The sequence below is a fragment of the Endobacterium panacihumi genome (assembly GCF_050847465.1).
Taxonomy (GTDB): Bacteria; Pseudomonadota; Alphaproteobacteria; order Rhizobiales; family Rhizobiaceae; genus Neorhizobium; species Neorhizobium panacihumi.
Genome location: NZ_JBOZRA010000001.1, coordinates 1,696,183 through 1,708,777 on the forward strand (window position 1 = coordinate 1,696,183; position 12,595 = coordinate 1,708,777).

Genomic DNA, 12,595 nt, shown 5'->3' on the forward strand with positions numbered 1-12,595 from the left:
GGCAGCGGTTGCTGCGTCAGCCGATCAGGCGGAGCGCTCCGGGGCACCGTCGGAAAACAGCGAGGCACCGTTCTGATCGATGATCTGACGCGCCTTGCGGAATGTGCTTTCCACCGCATCGTCCATCGAGGTGAACATGTCGGCGCGGATGAAGGTGCGCACCAGAACGGTCTCGCCGACCTGCTTTTCGATACGGCCGGCCAAGCGGTACTGGCTGCCTTCCTTGATCGGTGCCGGATGGATCATGCAGCCCGCATGTTCCTGCGGCTCGACAGCCGGACCGGCCGCAGCTTTTGGCGCGTCACCGGAGGAAAACATCGAAAGAATATTGGAAAGAAATGAAGTCATGGCGGTTGTCTATCACACAGTTGATGATGCCGGAAGCCACGGATTGCCGCAGCTTCCGCCCGTTGTCGACAGCGATCAAATGATCAGGTTGGCCAGAATTTCATTCTCGGTGATGTCTTCATAACCGAGGCCCGCCGCTTCGAAACGCTGAAACAGGCCGACAAAATTTTCCGGCGCCGTCGTTTCGATACCGATCAGGATCGAACCAAAATTGCGGGCTGATTTCTTGAGGTATTCGAAACGGGCAATATCATCGTCCGGGCCAAGCATGTTGAGGAAATCGCGCAGCGCGCCGGGTCGTTGCGGCAGTCGCAAAATGAAATACTTCTTCAGGCCGGAAAAGCGCATGGCGCGCTCCTTCACATCCGGCAGGCGCTCGAAATCGAAATTGCCGCCCGAGACCACGCAGACCACCGTCTTGCCTGCCAGCCTGTCCGGTCCCAGCTCTTCAAGAGCGCGGATCGACAGGGCACCGGCCGGCTCCAGAACCACGCCTTCGAGATTGAGCATTTCGGTGATCGTCACGCAGATGGCGTTTTCGGCGATTAGTTTTACCTGTTCCGGCGGAAAACCCTTCAGTCGCTCGAAATTCAGAGTGCCGATACGTGCAACGGCCGCGCCATCGACAAAATTATCGACCTTCGGCAGCGTCACCGGCTCGCCGGCCAGCAGCGATTTTTTCAGGCTCGGTGCGCCTTCCGGCTCGACGAACAGAAAATTTTGCGGTTCCACGACACCCTTCAGGAAACCGGTCGCGCCCGAGGCCAAACCACCGCCGCCGACCGGCAGGATAACGAGATCCGGCACCGAACCGCTCGGCAGCTGGTCCATCACTTCCGCCGCAACCGTCGCCTGACCCTCGATGATATCGGCGTCATCGAAGGGCGGCACCATCATGGCGCCCGTCGTCTCCACATGCTCGCGGGCGGCCGCATAGCACTGGTCAAAAATGTCGCCGACCAGACGGATCTGGATGAAGGCGCCGCCGAACATGCGAGTCTTGTCGATCTTCTGCTGCGGCGTCGTCACCGGCATGAAGACCACGCCCTGCACCTCGAAATGACGGCAGACGAAAGCAAAACCCTGCGCATGATTGCCGGCGGATGCGCAGACGAACACGCGGTCACGGCCGTGCTGTTCGACCGCCTTGCGCATGAAATTGAAGGCGCCGCGAATCTTGTAGGAACGGACGGGCGACAAGTCCTCGCGCTTCAGCCAGATTTCGGCGCCGTACCGGCGGCTCAAATGTTCGTTGAGCTGCAGCGGCGTCTCGGGAAAGATTTCCCGCATGGCCACCTTCGCATCCGCAACCGCGACTTTATCCAAGACTTGGCACTCCCTGACGACTTCCGTGTTGCAGCGGCTATGCCACAACGGCGCGCAAGACAAAAGGATAATTGCGAACCGAGCGGTACGGTTGCAGTACCGAAGATAATTTTGTCATGGCATGATACCATCTCAATACAACCCTACGGAGATTGAGACATGCCCGAATAGATTGGTGTCATTCACAAGGATGCCAGCAGCGACTTGGGCGTTTCGTTCCCGGACTTTCCCGGTGCCGTCACTGCCGGGGTCGATCTTGAGGATGCGAAACGCATGGCAGCCGAAGCACTCGAGCTTCACGTCCGTGGAATGCATGAAGACGGGCAAGCGATCCTAGCTCCGTCCAGCCTGGACGAAATATTGGCCGATCCTGAAAACGCCGATGCCACTACGATCGCAGTTCTCATCGACATTGGAAAACAAGCAAGAAAATCTGGTGCGGACGGCGGGGATCGAACCCGCAAGACCGAAGTCGAGAGATTTTAAGTCTCTTGCGTCTACCAGTTTCGCCACGTCCGCGTGACGTGTCTTTTCAGGCACATACGCCTCACAGTCAACAGCGCGTTTTAAAATCACGCGCATTTCCACGCGTGCCCGGTCGTCGCACACAGCTTATATTAGCAACCTTATCGTCGCATTTCCGTTTGCCTGAAGTTATTCTTTTCGCAACGGAGAAATCATGCCCAGATTCTATCTGCATATTTCCGACGGCAAGGAAGCCGAAGTCGAAATCGACGCCGCCAATGCCCATGCGGCGATGAATGACGGGCTGAACGCGCTGAGCAAATTTGCCTGCCGCAGCTTTCCGCCGCCCGACAACGTCTCGATCACCGTGCGGGACGACAGACGCCGCAAGGTCGGAAGCATGCGCTTTTCATTCGATATCGAATATGCCGATGCGGTCGTGATGTAGTTCGCCCATAAAACAAAATACAAGGAGCGCGACATCGCTGCCGCGCTCCTTTTGACAGATTGGCAAGTGAAAGGTTACGAGCCGATCAGGCCAGCTTGGCGGCGATCTTCGCCACATGCGCACCCTGATATTTGGCAGCTTCCAGTTCGACGTCCGAAGGCATGCGCGAACCGTCGCCGTCAGTGATGGTGGAGGCGCCGTAAGGCGAGCCACCCTTCACGGCTTCAACACCCATCTGACCCTGGAAGGCATAAGGCAGGCCGACGACAGCCATGCCGTGGTGAAGGAGCGTCGGGATGAACCCGAGGATCGTCGATTCCTGGCCGCCGTGCTGGGTGGCCGAAGAGGTGAACACCGAACCGACCTTGCCGACCAGCTTGCCGCCCGCCCATAGGCCACCCGTCTGATCCCAGAAATTGCGCATCTGCGAGGCAACCGTGCCAAAACGCGTTCCGGCACCGACGATGATCGCATCATAGTCCGCCAGTTCGTCCGGAGTTGCGATCGGGGCAGCCTGATCCAGCTTGAAATGCGAGGACTTTGCCACCTCTTCCGGCACCAGTTCCGGCACGCGCTTGACCGTCACGTCGGCACCGGCCGACTTGGCGCCTTCGGCAACGGCATAGGCCATCGCTTCGATATGGCCATAGGCGGAGTAATAGAGGACCAGAACTTTTGCCATTTTTTTCGCTTCCCTGATTGGGGTTGAGGTTGGATCGGCTGTCGATGCTGCATCCGGCGCGCCGCCGAGCAGCATTTTCAAAAACTCGATAATCATCGGCCTGCCCTGTAACATCCGTATGGAGGCAAGCTAACGGAGACGGCACAGCGCGGCCAGACAGTGGTTTCAGCACGCAGTGTCCACTTTTCATGAACAACGAAGAGAGATCTTGTTCATCATTTGCAGAATGCAAGACCATGTTTCGCTGCGGCTTGCATTCGTGATCGGGCGCGCTAACGTCACCCCATCATTCCCGCACGAGTATTCCATATGAGCCAGTCCACCACCGTTACCGCCGCCATGCTTGCCATCGGCGACGAGCTTTTGTCCGGCCGTACCAAGGACAAGAATATCGGCCATCTCGCTGATCTGCTGACGCTTTCCGGCATCGACCTCAAGGAAGTGCGCATCGTCGCCGACGAGGAGGATGCCATCGTCGAGGCGCTGAATGCGCTGCGCAGCCGTTACGATTATGTCTTCACCTCCGGCGGCATCGGCCCTACGCATGACGATATCACCGCCGATTCGGTGGCGAAGGCTTTTGGCCTGCCCTGCATCCACGATCCGGCGGCGATGACGCTGCTTGCCGAGATGTACAAGCGCCGCGAGATGGAGTTCACGGAAGCCCGCCAGCGCATGGCGCGCATGCCGCAGGGTGCCACGCACATCCCCAACCCGGTCTCGACCGCGCCCGGCTTCATCGTTGAAAACGTCTATGTCATGGCCGGCGTGCCGCAGGTGTTTCAGGCCATGGTCGACAATGTCCTGCCCATGCTGCGGACAGGGGCAAAAATGCTGTCGCGCGCCATCCCCTGCCCTTATGGCGAAGGCGATATCGGCACGCTTCTCGCCGCCATCCAGAAGGCACATCCGGAGACCAGCATCGGCTCCTATCCCAAATATGATGGCCAGCGTTTTTCCACCGAACTGATTGTACGCGCCCGCGAAACGGCGCCGCTCGATGCCGCAGCGGCGGCCGTTGAAGGAATGATCGTGGAACTGAACAGTCGCCATATCGCGGCCAATCCCTCGCCGGATGCCTGATCGTCTTTTCGCCGCTCCCTCCTGCGCGGCCCGCCTTGACCAGCGGTCCACCGCGACCCACGTTCATCATCAGAACGGGTCAAAAAATCCCGACAGATGAGGAGGCACCACAATGAGCTACAAGACCATCATGGCCGTACTCGATGATCCGGCCAGCGCCGTACAGATCAGCGATTTCGCCAGCTTCCTGTCTGAGCGGTTTTCCGCGCATATCGTCGGTGTCCATGCCGAAACGCTGGCCGCCGTTCCGCTGATCGCGCCGATGGAAATTCCCGATCCCGCCGCCGTGCAGGTTCTGCAGGAAGCCGCCCAGCGCGAGACGGCCTCGGTCGAAAAGATTTTTCGCCAGCGCATCGAAGCCCAGGGCCTGCCGTCGGAATGGCGCAGCTTTGTTTCGGCCAATGGTTACGCCTCCGGCAATGTCATCGAGAGCGCCCGCGCGGTGGATCTGATCGTTGCCAGCCAGGGCAATCCGCCCGAAGGCGGGCCGGACAATCGCGCCGATCTCGAAGCTTTTCTGTTCGAAAGCGGCCGGCCGATGCTGCTGGTGCCGCGCACCATCAAACAGCCGCAGCCTATCCGCCGTGTGCTGATTGCCTGGAACGGTTCGCGCGAGGCCACCCGCGCCACATTCGATGCCCTGCCCTTCCTGAAAAATGCCGAAAGCGTGGAAATCTTCTGCGTCGATCCGCCGGAAACCTCTGGCCAGATGCCGGACATGGCCGGCGTCGAACTTGCCGCCACGCTTGCCCGCCACGGCGTCAACGTCACGCTTCGCACCGAACATACAAGCGGCATCAAGGCCTCGGCGGCGATCGAAAATCGGCTTGCCGATTCGAGCGTCGATCTGCTGGTGATGGGCGGTTACGGCCATGCCCGCTGGTGGGAAGTGCTGTTTGGCGGCGTCACCCGCACATTGCTCGATTCGATGACGGCGCTGACGCTGCTGTCGCGGTAAGGGAGAGCGTCTCCTTCTCCCCGTTTTGCGGGGAGAAGGGAAAGCGTTGCAGGCTCCTTACGGCCGCACCTCCATATACACCGACTGCCGACCATCCTTGCCGATCGCAACCACATCATAGGAGGCCTTGGGGTCATCTCCCATGCCAAGCGAGCCGACCGGCATGCCTGGCACCGCGATACCGATGATATCCGGCTTTTCCTTCAGAACGCGCTGCACCGCCTTCAACGGTACATGCCCTTCGAAAACATAACCGTCGGCCACTGCGGTGTGGCAGCTCCAGGTCTCTTCCGGCACGCCCCACCTGGCTTTGACGGCATCCATGTCTTCCACCTCTTCCATGCGCAAAGGCAGGCCAGCGGCTTCGAGTGCCTTTGCCCATCTCTCGCAGCAGCCACAGGCGGGTCCTTTATAGACCACCATGTCCCCAGCCTGCGCGGATACGGCCGTCATCAGCGCCAAAACAAGCGCAGCCATCATCGATCTCGGTTTCATCGCGATATCTCCATCATTTTCGAAATTTCTCAGTCAGAATTTCAGGCGACAAAGGCGCCTGTCGTTTCGAAGACGGGAGATTTGGGAGGCGGCACCGGCGGCGTGGAAAACAGGATGACAAGGCGCTGCTCGGCCTGGGGCCAGAAACAGCAGCTGGTCATGAACGGTTGGGCTTGCGGCAGGTCCGGCACGATCATCGGCATAACGGCCCACGCACTCTGGCTTGCCGCAATCGTGCAGCCCGTCTCGCGGCACTGCTTGCCGCCACGCGCCGCATGAACGGCGACCGGGTCATGGGTCAGCGCCCTTTCAAGCTCGGGAACGCTGTGCACATGCATGACCGGCCTGTCGTCAGCCGTCGTCAGCCCGTGCGCCAGAAGCAGCACGGCCATGAACAGAACGGCAAAGCGCATCACGATGACCATGCCGGCATGATGTCACCATCGCACGGGCGAATGAAGCTGCGCGACCAGAGACAAAACCGCGCAAGTTTTCGATCGTCAAGCCGTCAGCGGCAACAACGCCGTCAGATACGCCGGTCGAAAACCGCAAGCGGGGTTTTGAGCCGGTAAAGCGTCGTCGGTCGCCGCGCCCGTTCGGTCTGGCGCTTTTCGCCCTCCACCTCTTCCAGCAGGTTGAGATCGTTGATCTTGCGGCGAAAGGCGCTCTGGTCCAGCCTTTCGCCCATCACCGTCTCATAGATCGCCTGTAGCTCCGACATGGTAAAAACCTCCGGCAGCAGCCGTGCCGGAATGGTGGAATAGGCGCCCTTGCCGCGCAGACGCTCCAGTGCCGCCCGGATGATATCGGCATGGTCGAACGGCAAATCACCGAAGGAATCGGCCGGTCGCAATTCCAGCGCCACCCCGGCATCGTCCAGCACATCCTGCGGCACCAGCGCGAAATAGGCGATCGAAACGGACCAGTCGCGCGGATCGCGATCCGCTGACGCAAAGGTTTGCAGCTGCTCGAAAAAGATGCCGGTCAGCCCCGCTTTGACCTTCAGGATGCGGGCAACGGCTGCCTCCGCATCCGCGTCCTCCTCAATATGCACATAACCGCCGATCAACGCCGGCACACCGGCAAAAGGCTCGGCGGCACGGGGAAGTAACGCAACGTGAAGCCTTTCCTCACGCAAGGTCAGGAGCACGATATCCACCGTTACGATCGGCCTTGGAAAGTCCGCTTCCGCCATATGTTGCAATCCCCTCGCCCGCATTCCCGATCTCCCTTCCCTCATACCCGGCCGAACAAAAAACGACAATTTGCAACATGCAACTTGCAAAATACATTTTGCAAGTTTATATCATTGCTCGACGGCAGGACAGCGACCTCACACAAGAAACCGCAGCCACCGTCCGCAAAAACCGAAGGCAGAAGCAAAGGAGTGTTGCCATGGGTATGGGACGTTTCAGCACGGCCGACTGGGCCGATTACAATGCGCGCCACGTCAACGGTCGCAGTCGTTCGGAAGTGTTTGGCGCAACCGGCATGGACCCCAAGTTCGACCCTGCCCGGTTCGGATATCGCGAAAGCCGCGACAGCGATTTTAATCCGCTGTCGACGCCGATCATCCTGGCCGCCGACGTCACCGGCTCGATGGGCATGATCGCCCATGAACTGATGCGCAACGGACTGGTGACGCTCACCTCGGAAATCTACGACCGCCGCCCGGTCACCGACCCGCACATCATGGTCGCGGCTATCGGCGACGCCACCTGCGACAGCGCGCCCCTGCAGGCCACCCAGTTCGAGGCCGATATCTCGCTCGCCAGCCAGATCCGTGGCCTGTGGCTGGAAGGCGGCGGTGGCGGCAATGACGGCGAAAGTTACAGCGCCGCCCACCTGCTCGCGGCGCTGAAGACCACGACCGACGCCTATGAGAAGCGCGGCCGCAAGGGGTACCTCTTCACCATCGGCGACGAACCGATCCTCGACGGACTCACCGGCCCGCAGATCACCCGCATCTTTGGCACGGAAGGCCCGCGCCAGGGCTTGAGCGCCCGCCAGTGCCTGGAACTCGCGCAAAGATATTACGATGTCTTCCACATCGTCATCCGCGAGGGTTACGCGTCGATGCGGATGTCGAAGGTGCTGGAAACGTGGGAACCGCTCCTGCCCGGCCGCACCTTCGTGCTGGAGGATTATCGCAGGCTCGCCGAACTGGTGGTCTCGATCATCGAGATCAACGAGGGCCGCGACGCCGAGGATGTCGCCGCCAGCTGGGGCGGTGACGCCGGCAGCGTGATTGCCAAGGCGGTGCGGACACAGCCGAAGAGACGGTTCTTGAATTTCTTTTGAAGCCTCGAGGATGCGGCATGGTCCCTTCTCCCCGTTTACGGGGGTCCGGAGGACGGGACGGGGCAAGCGACCCGTCCCCGGTAGGTGCCGGCAGGCGGATGAGGGGCAAAAGCCTCACCCTCAGCGCCCGCGAGTGCCCCTCATCCCCTCGCTGTCGCTCCGGACCTTCTCCCCGCAGGCGGGGAGAAGAGGCAAGCCACCCACTCCTCCACACCACATTCCCCAACACAAGGAGACAATAGCCATGACCATCCGCGCACAGGCTGTCATCGGCGCCGCCTATGGAGACGAAGGCAAGGGATTGGTGGTCGACCGCTTGGCCGCCGCCACCCAGAACGCGGTCGTCGTCCGCAGCAATGGCGGCGCGCAGGCCGGGCACACCGTCATCGCACCAAACGGCCGGCGGCATGTGTTTCACCATGTCGGTTCGGGCACGTTTGCGGGTGCCGCCACGCATTTCAGCCGTTTTTTCGTCGCTCAGCCGATGCTGCTGCTCGATGAACTGACGGCGCTCGACAATATTGGCTACCGCCCTCGCCTCACCAGCGACCCCGAAGTGCTGGTCACCACACCCTATGACGTCATCATCAACCAGGCGGTCGAAATGGCGCGTGGTGTTGACCGCCACGGCAGCTGCGGCCTCGGTTTTGGCGAAACGATCGAGCGCAACCTGCGCCCGCAATTCACGCTCACCATGCGCGACCTTTTTCGCCCCGACCTCAAGGCCCGCCTTATCGCCATCCGCGATCAATGGGTGCCGCAGCGGCTTGAAACGCTTGGGCTCACCACCCTGCCCGATGAACTGGCGACAGCGCTCAAGGCCGAAGCCACGCTGCGGCGCTTCATCGAGGATTGCGACGCCACGCTCGATCACGTCTCGCTCTGGCCCGACCGGCGTCTGGCGCAGCTTGGGCCGGTAATTTTCGAAGCCGCGCAGGGCTTGCTGCTTGATCAGGATTTTGGCGCCTTCCCGCATGTCACCCGCTCGAATACCGGGCTCGCCAACATGCTGGCCATCGCAACGGAAGCCGGCATCGAAAAACTCGACGTCACCTATGCGACCCGCATCTACGCCACCCGCCACGGCGCCGGACCGCTGAAGGGAGAAACGCAGACGCTTGAAAACATCCGCGTCATCGACCCCACAAACGCGCCGAACGACTGGCAGGGCACCTTGCGCCTCGCCCCGCTCGATCTCGGCGTATTGCGGGATGCGATTGCGAATGATCTCGCCCTGCCCCGCAAGGGTGTTTCGGTGAATGCTGGCCTCGCCGTCACCTGCCTCGACCAGGCGGAAGGCGCCTTTACCGTCACGGATGGCGACGCCGTGCAGATGTTCGATCCCGCCGATGCGGCCTACGAAACCGCGCAGGCGGTCGCCCTGCCGCTCGTGGCCGAAAGCTGGGGGCCGAGCCGTGACGATGTTGGCAGGAACGTGGACGTAGCGGCGTGATGGAGCGCCCAGCGCCTGACGCCTCTGCGTCCTGACGCAAGACGGGCGGGAGCAATACGCTCCCGCTCAATCCTGCTCGTAAACCACCCAGGCCTTGTCGAAGTTGCGCGCAGCCAGATCCTCTTCGCGCATCAGCACATAAAGCGCGCCGGGAAACGGATAGCCGGTCGCCTCGTCGGTGCCGATCTGCAGCACCAGCCGCCAGACCTTGGCCGCCGCCATCAGCCGCTTGCCTTCCTCCGTCTGGAAAGCCGAACCATCACCGGCATAAACGCCGTTCGAAGCCAGCTGGCTCATCGCCTGCATGCCGGACTGGATGGCGCGCGGCCAGCCGCCAAGCTGGTGATTGCCGCCCTCAGCCGCAGTCGGCCAGCCCAGCGAAAACAGCCATTGCGAATAGATCGAGGTGTCGTCACCGCTGATCTCGCCCACCGTGTCCCAACCGCTATCACCGACCGGCACCGTCGTCACCACGGAACGCGGCGTGATCGTTGCAGGCTTCAAACTGGCATTGCCGGGAAAATCGGCCAGTTCCTTCGGCAGTGGCTTGCGCTCCAGATCCGCGACCGGCGTATCGTCATAAATGAGTTTCCAGCCGGCCTTGCCGCGCGGCTCATAACTCGCCGGCAGGACCGGCATGTCGTAGAAGAACAGAAGTCGGCCGGTGGTCGGCAGGGCCTTGTCAAAACCGGCCTCGCCCGCCAGAGCCGCCAGATCCACCTGCGCGATAAACGGCAGCGGAAACGGCTTGACCACATTTTCGGCGAGCAACCGCTGTTCGACCGCAGCCTTGACGGCCACATCCGGCGGCAGACCACCGACACCGGCCAGATCGGCTTCATTCACCTCGGCGCCGGCCTCCTTCATGATTTTCAGCGCTGCAGCCCTCGCTTCCTCGTTGGCGCGCTTGCGCTCCTCTGCAAAGGCCTTGCCCTCGGCTTCCGGCACCCATGGCGGCACCTGGCCCGCATCCGCATAAAAATTAGCGGCATCGGCGGTAAATTGTTCCGCCAGTTCGTGGGCATTGTCATAGGCCGGCCGCACCGGCCATACGGCACCCTTGGGCAGATCCGGCAGACCACCCACCTTGGAGGCGCCCGGCGCCATCACTGTCTCGTCGGCAGGCTTGGTGTCCAGCACAAGAGCGTCACGCGCCACCTTGACGATCGCCGCAACGCCTTCTGCCGACATGCCCGCCTCGGTCAACCGATCGGACAATTCATCTCTGGAGGATGGCAGGGCGATGACCTCATCCCCCTCCTGCGCAAGTGCTGCTGCATGGCCGAAAACGGAAACGCAGGCAAACAGGCTGCCGGCGAGAGCGAGATGGATACGGCGGGACATGATCGGCTCCTCGGGCTGTTCGCAGGGTGACAGCAGTGCCGTGACTCGCACGTAGGAATCAAGTCGAGGCAGGCGTGTTGCGCGCTCCACATGACAGAGTTTTGTCACAGGCCTTTGTCGATGACCGGATAGACCTGCGTATTTTCCCTGCCGGCGGAGCAATGGCGGCATGACCCTTGCCGCCAAATCTCAAAAGCCCCAGAAACTTTGCGCGGCGATCTGGACTTCTTGCCACCAGACACCACTCTTGCGGCTGTTTTGATGGAGCTCTCGATGACCAGTGCCGATGATGTTATCAATTTGACCTACACGCCAGATCCGGGCCAGCTCGCTGATTACATTCTGGGGTATGAACATCAGGCCTACCAGAACTATCGCATGATGTTCGATACCGCTTGGGATCGTTACTTCGTTCAGATGAAAACCGAACTTTCGATCATCGCGGCGTTTGTCATGGTCCTCATCTACTCCATCAGCCTGCCTTCCTTCCCCAGCGCTTGGTCCGTGTTGGGCTTTTGGATCCTCGCACCCGCACCATTTGCCGGCCTGGCTGCCTGGTTCATCTTGAAACGTGGTGCGCAACGAACGACAAAACACTACAACGAGATTTTTGCACGGTGGAACATTGAAAACGAGCGGTTCTATTCGCCTCACTATGAGGTCGAGATCGGGCCGCAAGGTTTTAGGCAGGTCACGCGCACGGACACGCTGGAGCTCCGCTGGGCACGATACCATCTGGCGATCCTGCAGCCTGACAATCTCGTTCTGGTGTTCCATGGCACCGTCGCCGTGATCCCCAACGCGATATTGCCAATCACGGCTCAGGATCTGGTGGACAAAATTCACGGCTGGTCATTGGAGCAACAAAAAGTGCTGACGCCATTAGCCTGACTGCGCGAGCGGAAACAGTCATCCTCCGTTCTGTCGGGTCAGGAATGACGCCAAACCTGCCGATCATCCACAGCCAACATGCCCGCGCGCTTGCCTTCGAACCACCGATGCCGCTATGACAGGCTGCAAGAGGTCGGGAAACCGGCCTTTTGGCGTTTCCGTTCTGCCAACCGGCGCGGCCGCCCGTTCCTTTCACACAACGCTTGCGGAGCCCGTCGGATGTCTCTTCCCGATAAAGCCTTTCCCGTTTCCTGGGACCAGTTCCACCGTGATACCCGTGCCCTGTCCTGGCGCCTTTCCGGCCTTGGCCAGGAATTCAAGGCCATCGTCTGCATCACCCGCGGCGGCCTGGTGCCGGCGGCGATCATTTCGCGCGAACTCAATATCCGCCTGATCGACACCGTCTGCATCGCCACCCGTCATGACTACGTCAACCAGGGCGACACCGTGGTCCTCAAGGGCATTTCGCCCGAGCTGATGGAGAATGGCGGCGAAGGCGTGCTCGTCGTCGACGACCTCACCGATACCGGCAAGACGGCGCTGGAAGTGCGCGCCATGATGCCCAAGGCACATTTCGCCTGCGTCTATGCAAAGCCATCAGGCGTGCCGACCATCGACACCTTCGTCACCGAGGTTTCGCAGGATACCTGGATCTATTTTCCCTGGGACATGGGTTTTACCTATCAGGAACCGATCACCAAGGGTCACCGCGGCTAAACCCCACGTTTTGACGGCGACTGATTCGCCCGTAAAAATTCTGGCCAGCCTTCTGCATGCAGGGCTGGTCTTCCAAATGCGCAA

14 protein-coding genes, 1 tRNA gene and 1 pseudogene are annotated in these 12,595 nt (G+C 60.8%); 8 read left to right on the forward strand and 8 right to left on the reverse strand.

From position 1 onward, the window contains the following. Positions 1-24: 24 nt before the first annotated feature. A complete protein-coding gene (locus ACRQ1B_RS08450) occupies positions 25-348 on the reverse strand; it encodes an HlyU family transcriptional regulator (protein ID WP_432293173.1) in 324 nt (107 codons plus the stop codon). 75 nt (positions 349-423) lie between these two features. After that, entirely contained in the window at positions 424-1,674 is a 1,251-nt protein-coding gene (gene ilvA / locus ACRQ1B_RS08455) for a threonine ammonia-lyase (RefSeq protein ID WP_432293174.1), read from the reverse strand. 204 nt (positions 1,675-1,878) lie between these two features. Between ilvA and ACRQ1B_RS08460 the strand changes: the two are divergent. Next, positions 1,879-2,046: pseudogene (locus tag ACRQ1B_RS08460) on the forward strand (type II toxin-antitoxin system HicB family antitoxin); the annotation flags it as partial. A gap of 62 nt (positions 2,047-2,108) precedes the next feature. On the opposite strand, the gene ACRQ1B_RS08465 reads toward ACRQ1B_RS08460, so the two are convergent. Further along, a tRNA-Leu gene (locus ACRQ1B_RS08465) sits at positions 2,109-2,193 on the reverse strand. A 160-nt stretch (positions 2,194-2,353) separates the two neighbouring features. On the opposite strand from ACRQ1B_RS08465, the gene ACRQ1B_RS08470 reads away from it, so the two are divergent. Further along, entirely contained in the window at positions 2,354-2,587 is a 234-nt protein-coding gene (locus tag ACRQ1B_RS08470) for a DUF6894 family protein (RefSeq protein WP_432293175.1), read from the forward strand. A gap of 85 nt (positions 2,588-2,672) precedes the next feature. Here ACRQ1B_RS08470 and wrbA read toward each other — a convergent pair whose 3' ends face one another. Further along, positions 2,673-3,269: an NAD(P)H:quinone oxidoreductase type IV gene (wrbA, locus tag ACRQ1B_RS08475; RefSeq protein ID WP_432293176.1), complete on the reverse strand. Its 597-nt coding sequence runs from the start codon at positions 3,267-3,269 to the stop codon at positions 2,673-2,675. A 309-nt stretch (positions 3,270-3,578) separates the two neighbouring features. On the opposite strand from wrbA, the gene ACRQ1B_RS08480 reads away from it, so the two are divergent. Together ACRQ1B_RS08480 and ACRQ1B_RS08485 are read left to right on the forward strand one after the other, a co-directional pair. After that, the gene (locus ACRQ1B_RS08480) at positions 3,579-4,352 is read left to right on the forward strand and encodes a competence/damage-inducible protein A (RefSeq protein ID WP_432293177.1); all 774 of its coding nucleotides are present in this window, start codon (positions 3,579-3,581) and stop codon (positions 4,350-4,352) included. A 112-nt stretch (positions 4,353-4,464) separates the two neighbouring features. Then, positions 4,465-5,310, forward strand: a complete 846-nt coding sequence (locus ACRQ1B_RS08485; RefSeq protein WP_432293178.1) for a universal stress protein — start codon at positions 4,465-4,467, stop codon at positions 5,308-5,310. A gap of 57 nt (positions 5,311-5,367) precedes the next feature. Here ACRQ1B_RS08485 and ACRQ1B_RS08490 read toward each other — a convergent pair whose 3' ends face one another. The 3 genes from ACRQ1B_RS08490 to ACRQ1B_RS08500 all read right to left on the reverse strand — a co-directional run bounded on the left by ACRQ1B_RS08490 (position 5,368) and on the right by ACRQ1B_RS08500 (position 7,000). Continuing rightward, the gene (locus ACRQ1B_RS08490; RefSeq protein WP_432293179.1) at positions 5,368-5,805 is read right to left on the reverse strand and encodes a DUF411 domain-containing protein; all 438 of its coding nucleotides are present in this window, start codon (positions 5,803-5,805) and stop codon (positions 5,368-5,370) included. 41 nt (positions 5,806-5,846) lie between these two features. Further along, positions 5,847-6,230 carry a hypothetical protein gene (locus tag ACRQ1B_RS08495; RefSeq protein WP_432293180.1) on the reverse strand — a complete coding sequence of 128 codons (384 nt, stop codon included), beginning with the start codon at positions 6,228-6,230 and terminating at the stop codon, positions 5,847-5,849. Between the two features lie 101 nt (positions 6,231-6,331). Then, the gene (locus tag ACRQ1B_RS08500) at positions 6,332-7,000 is read right to left on the reverse strand and encodes an NUDIX hydrolase (RefSeq protein ID WP_432293181.1); all 669 of its coding nucleotides are present in this window, start codon (positions 6,998-7,000) and stop codon (positions 6,332-6,334) included. Between the two features lie 200 nt (positions 7,001-7,200). Here ACRQ1B_RS08500 and ACRQ1B_RS08505 point away from each other — a divergent pair, with 200 nt between their 5' ends. Together ACRQ1B_RS08505 and ACRQ1B_RS08510 are read left to right on the forward strand one after the other, a co-directional pair. Further along, positions 7,201-8,106: a hypothetical protein gene (locus tag ACRQ1B_RS08505; RefSeq protein ID WP_432293182.1), complete on the forward strand. Its 906-nt coding sequence runs from the start codon at positions 7,201-7,203 to the stop codon at positions 8,104-8,106. Positions 8,107-8,350: 244 nt separating this feature from the next. Beyond that, positions 8,351-9,559: an adenylosuccinate synthetase gene (locus ACRQ1B_RS08510; protein WP_432293183.1), complete on the forward strand. Its 1,209-nt coding sequence runs from the start codon at positions 8,351-8,353 to the stop codon at positions 9,557-9,559. A gap of 66 nt (positions 9,560-9,625) precedes the next feature. Here ACRQ1B_RS08510 and ACRQ1B_RS08515 read toward each other — a convergent pair whose 3' ends face one another. Further along, the gene (locus ACRQ1B_RS08515; protein WP_432293184.1) at positions 9,626-10,903 is read right to left on the reverse strand and encodes a DUF1963 domain-containing protein; all 1,278 of its coding nucleotides are present in this window, start codon (positions 10,901-10,903) and stop codon (positions 9,626-9,628) included. Between the two features lie 273 nt (positions 10,904-11,176). Here ACRQ1B_RS08515 and ACRQ1B_RS08520 point away from each other — a divergent pair, with 273 nt between their 5' ends. Further along, positions 11,177-11,794: a hypothetical protein gene (locus tag ACRQ1B_RS08520; protein ID WP_432293185.1), complete on the forward strand. Its 618-nt coding sequence runs from the start codon at positions 11,177-11,179 to the stop codon at positions 11,792-11,794. Positions 11,795-12,013: 219 nt separating this feature from the next. Continuing rightward, positions 12,014-12,511 carry a xanthine phosphoribosyltransferase gene (gene gpt, locus ACRQ1B_RS08525; protein WP_432293186.1) on the forward strand — a complete coding sequence of 166 codons (498 nt, stop codon included), beginning with the start codon at positions 12,014-12,016 and terminating at the stop codon, positions 12,509-12,511. Positions 12,512-12,595: the final 84 nt, after the last annotated feature.

What these genes read in the sequence shown, in the direction of transcription:
- ACRQ1B_RS08515 (WP_432293184.1), bottom strand. Translation starts at nt 10,903, where the DNA reads ATGTCCCGCCGTATCCATCTCGCTCTCGCCGGCAGCCTGTTTGCCTGC.
- gpt (WP_432293186.1), top strand. Translation starts at nt 12,014, where the DNA reads ATGTCTCTTCCCGATAAAGCCTTTCCCGTTTCCTGGGACCAGTTCCAC.
- ACRQ1B_RS08480 (WP_432293177.1), top strand. Translation starts at nt 3,579, where the DNA reads ATGAGCCAGTCCACCACCGTTACCGCCGCCATGCTTGCCATCGGCGAC.
- ACRQ1B_RS08450 (WP_432293173.1), bottom strand. Translation starts at nt 348, where the DNA reads ATGACTTCATTTCTTTCCAATATTCTTTCGATGTTTTCCTCCGGTGAC.
- ACRQ1B_RS08520 (WP_432293185.1), top strand. Translation starts at nt 11,177, where the DNA reads ATGACCAGTGCCGATGATGTTATCAATTTGACCTACACGCCAGATCCG.
- wrbA (WP_432293176.1), bottom strand. Translation starts at nt 3,269, where the DNA reads ATGGCAAAAGTTCTGGTCCTCTATTACTCCGCCTATGGCCATATCGAA.
- ACRQ1B_RS08500 (WP_432293181.1), bottom strand. Translation starts at nt 7,000, where the DNA reads ATGGCGGAAGCGGACTTTCCAAGGCCGATCGTAACGGTGGATATCGTG.
- ACRQ1B_RS08470 (WP_432293175.1), top strand. Translation starts at nt 2,354, where the DNA reads ATGCCCAGATTCTATCTGCATATTTCCGACGGCAAGGAAGCCGAAGTC.
- ACRQ1B_RS08505 (WP_432293182.1), top strand. Translation starts at nt 7,201, where the DNA reads ATGGGTATGGGACGTTTCAGCACGGCCGACTGGGCCGATTACAATGCG.
- ACRQ1B_RS08510 (WP_432293183.1), top strand. Translation starts at nt 8,351, where the DNA reads ATGACCATCCGCGCACAGGCTGTCATCGGCGCCGCCTATGGAGACGAA.
- ACRQ1B_RS08485 (WP_432293178.1), top strand. Translation starts at nt 4,465, where the DNA reads ATGAGCTACAAGACCATCATGGCCGTACTCGATGATCCGGCCAGCGCC.
- ACRQ1B_RS08490 (WP_432293179.1), bottom strand. Translation starts at nt 5,805, where the DNA reads ATGAAACCGAGATCGATGATGGCTGCGCTTGTTTTGGCGCTGATGACG.
- ACRQ1B_RS08495 (WP_432293180.1), bottom strand. Translation starts at nt 6,230, where the DNA reads ATGGTCATCGTGATGCGCTTTGCCGTTCTGTTCATGGCCGTGCTGCTT.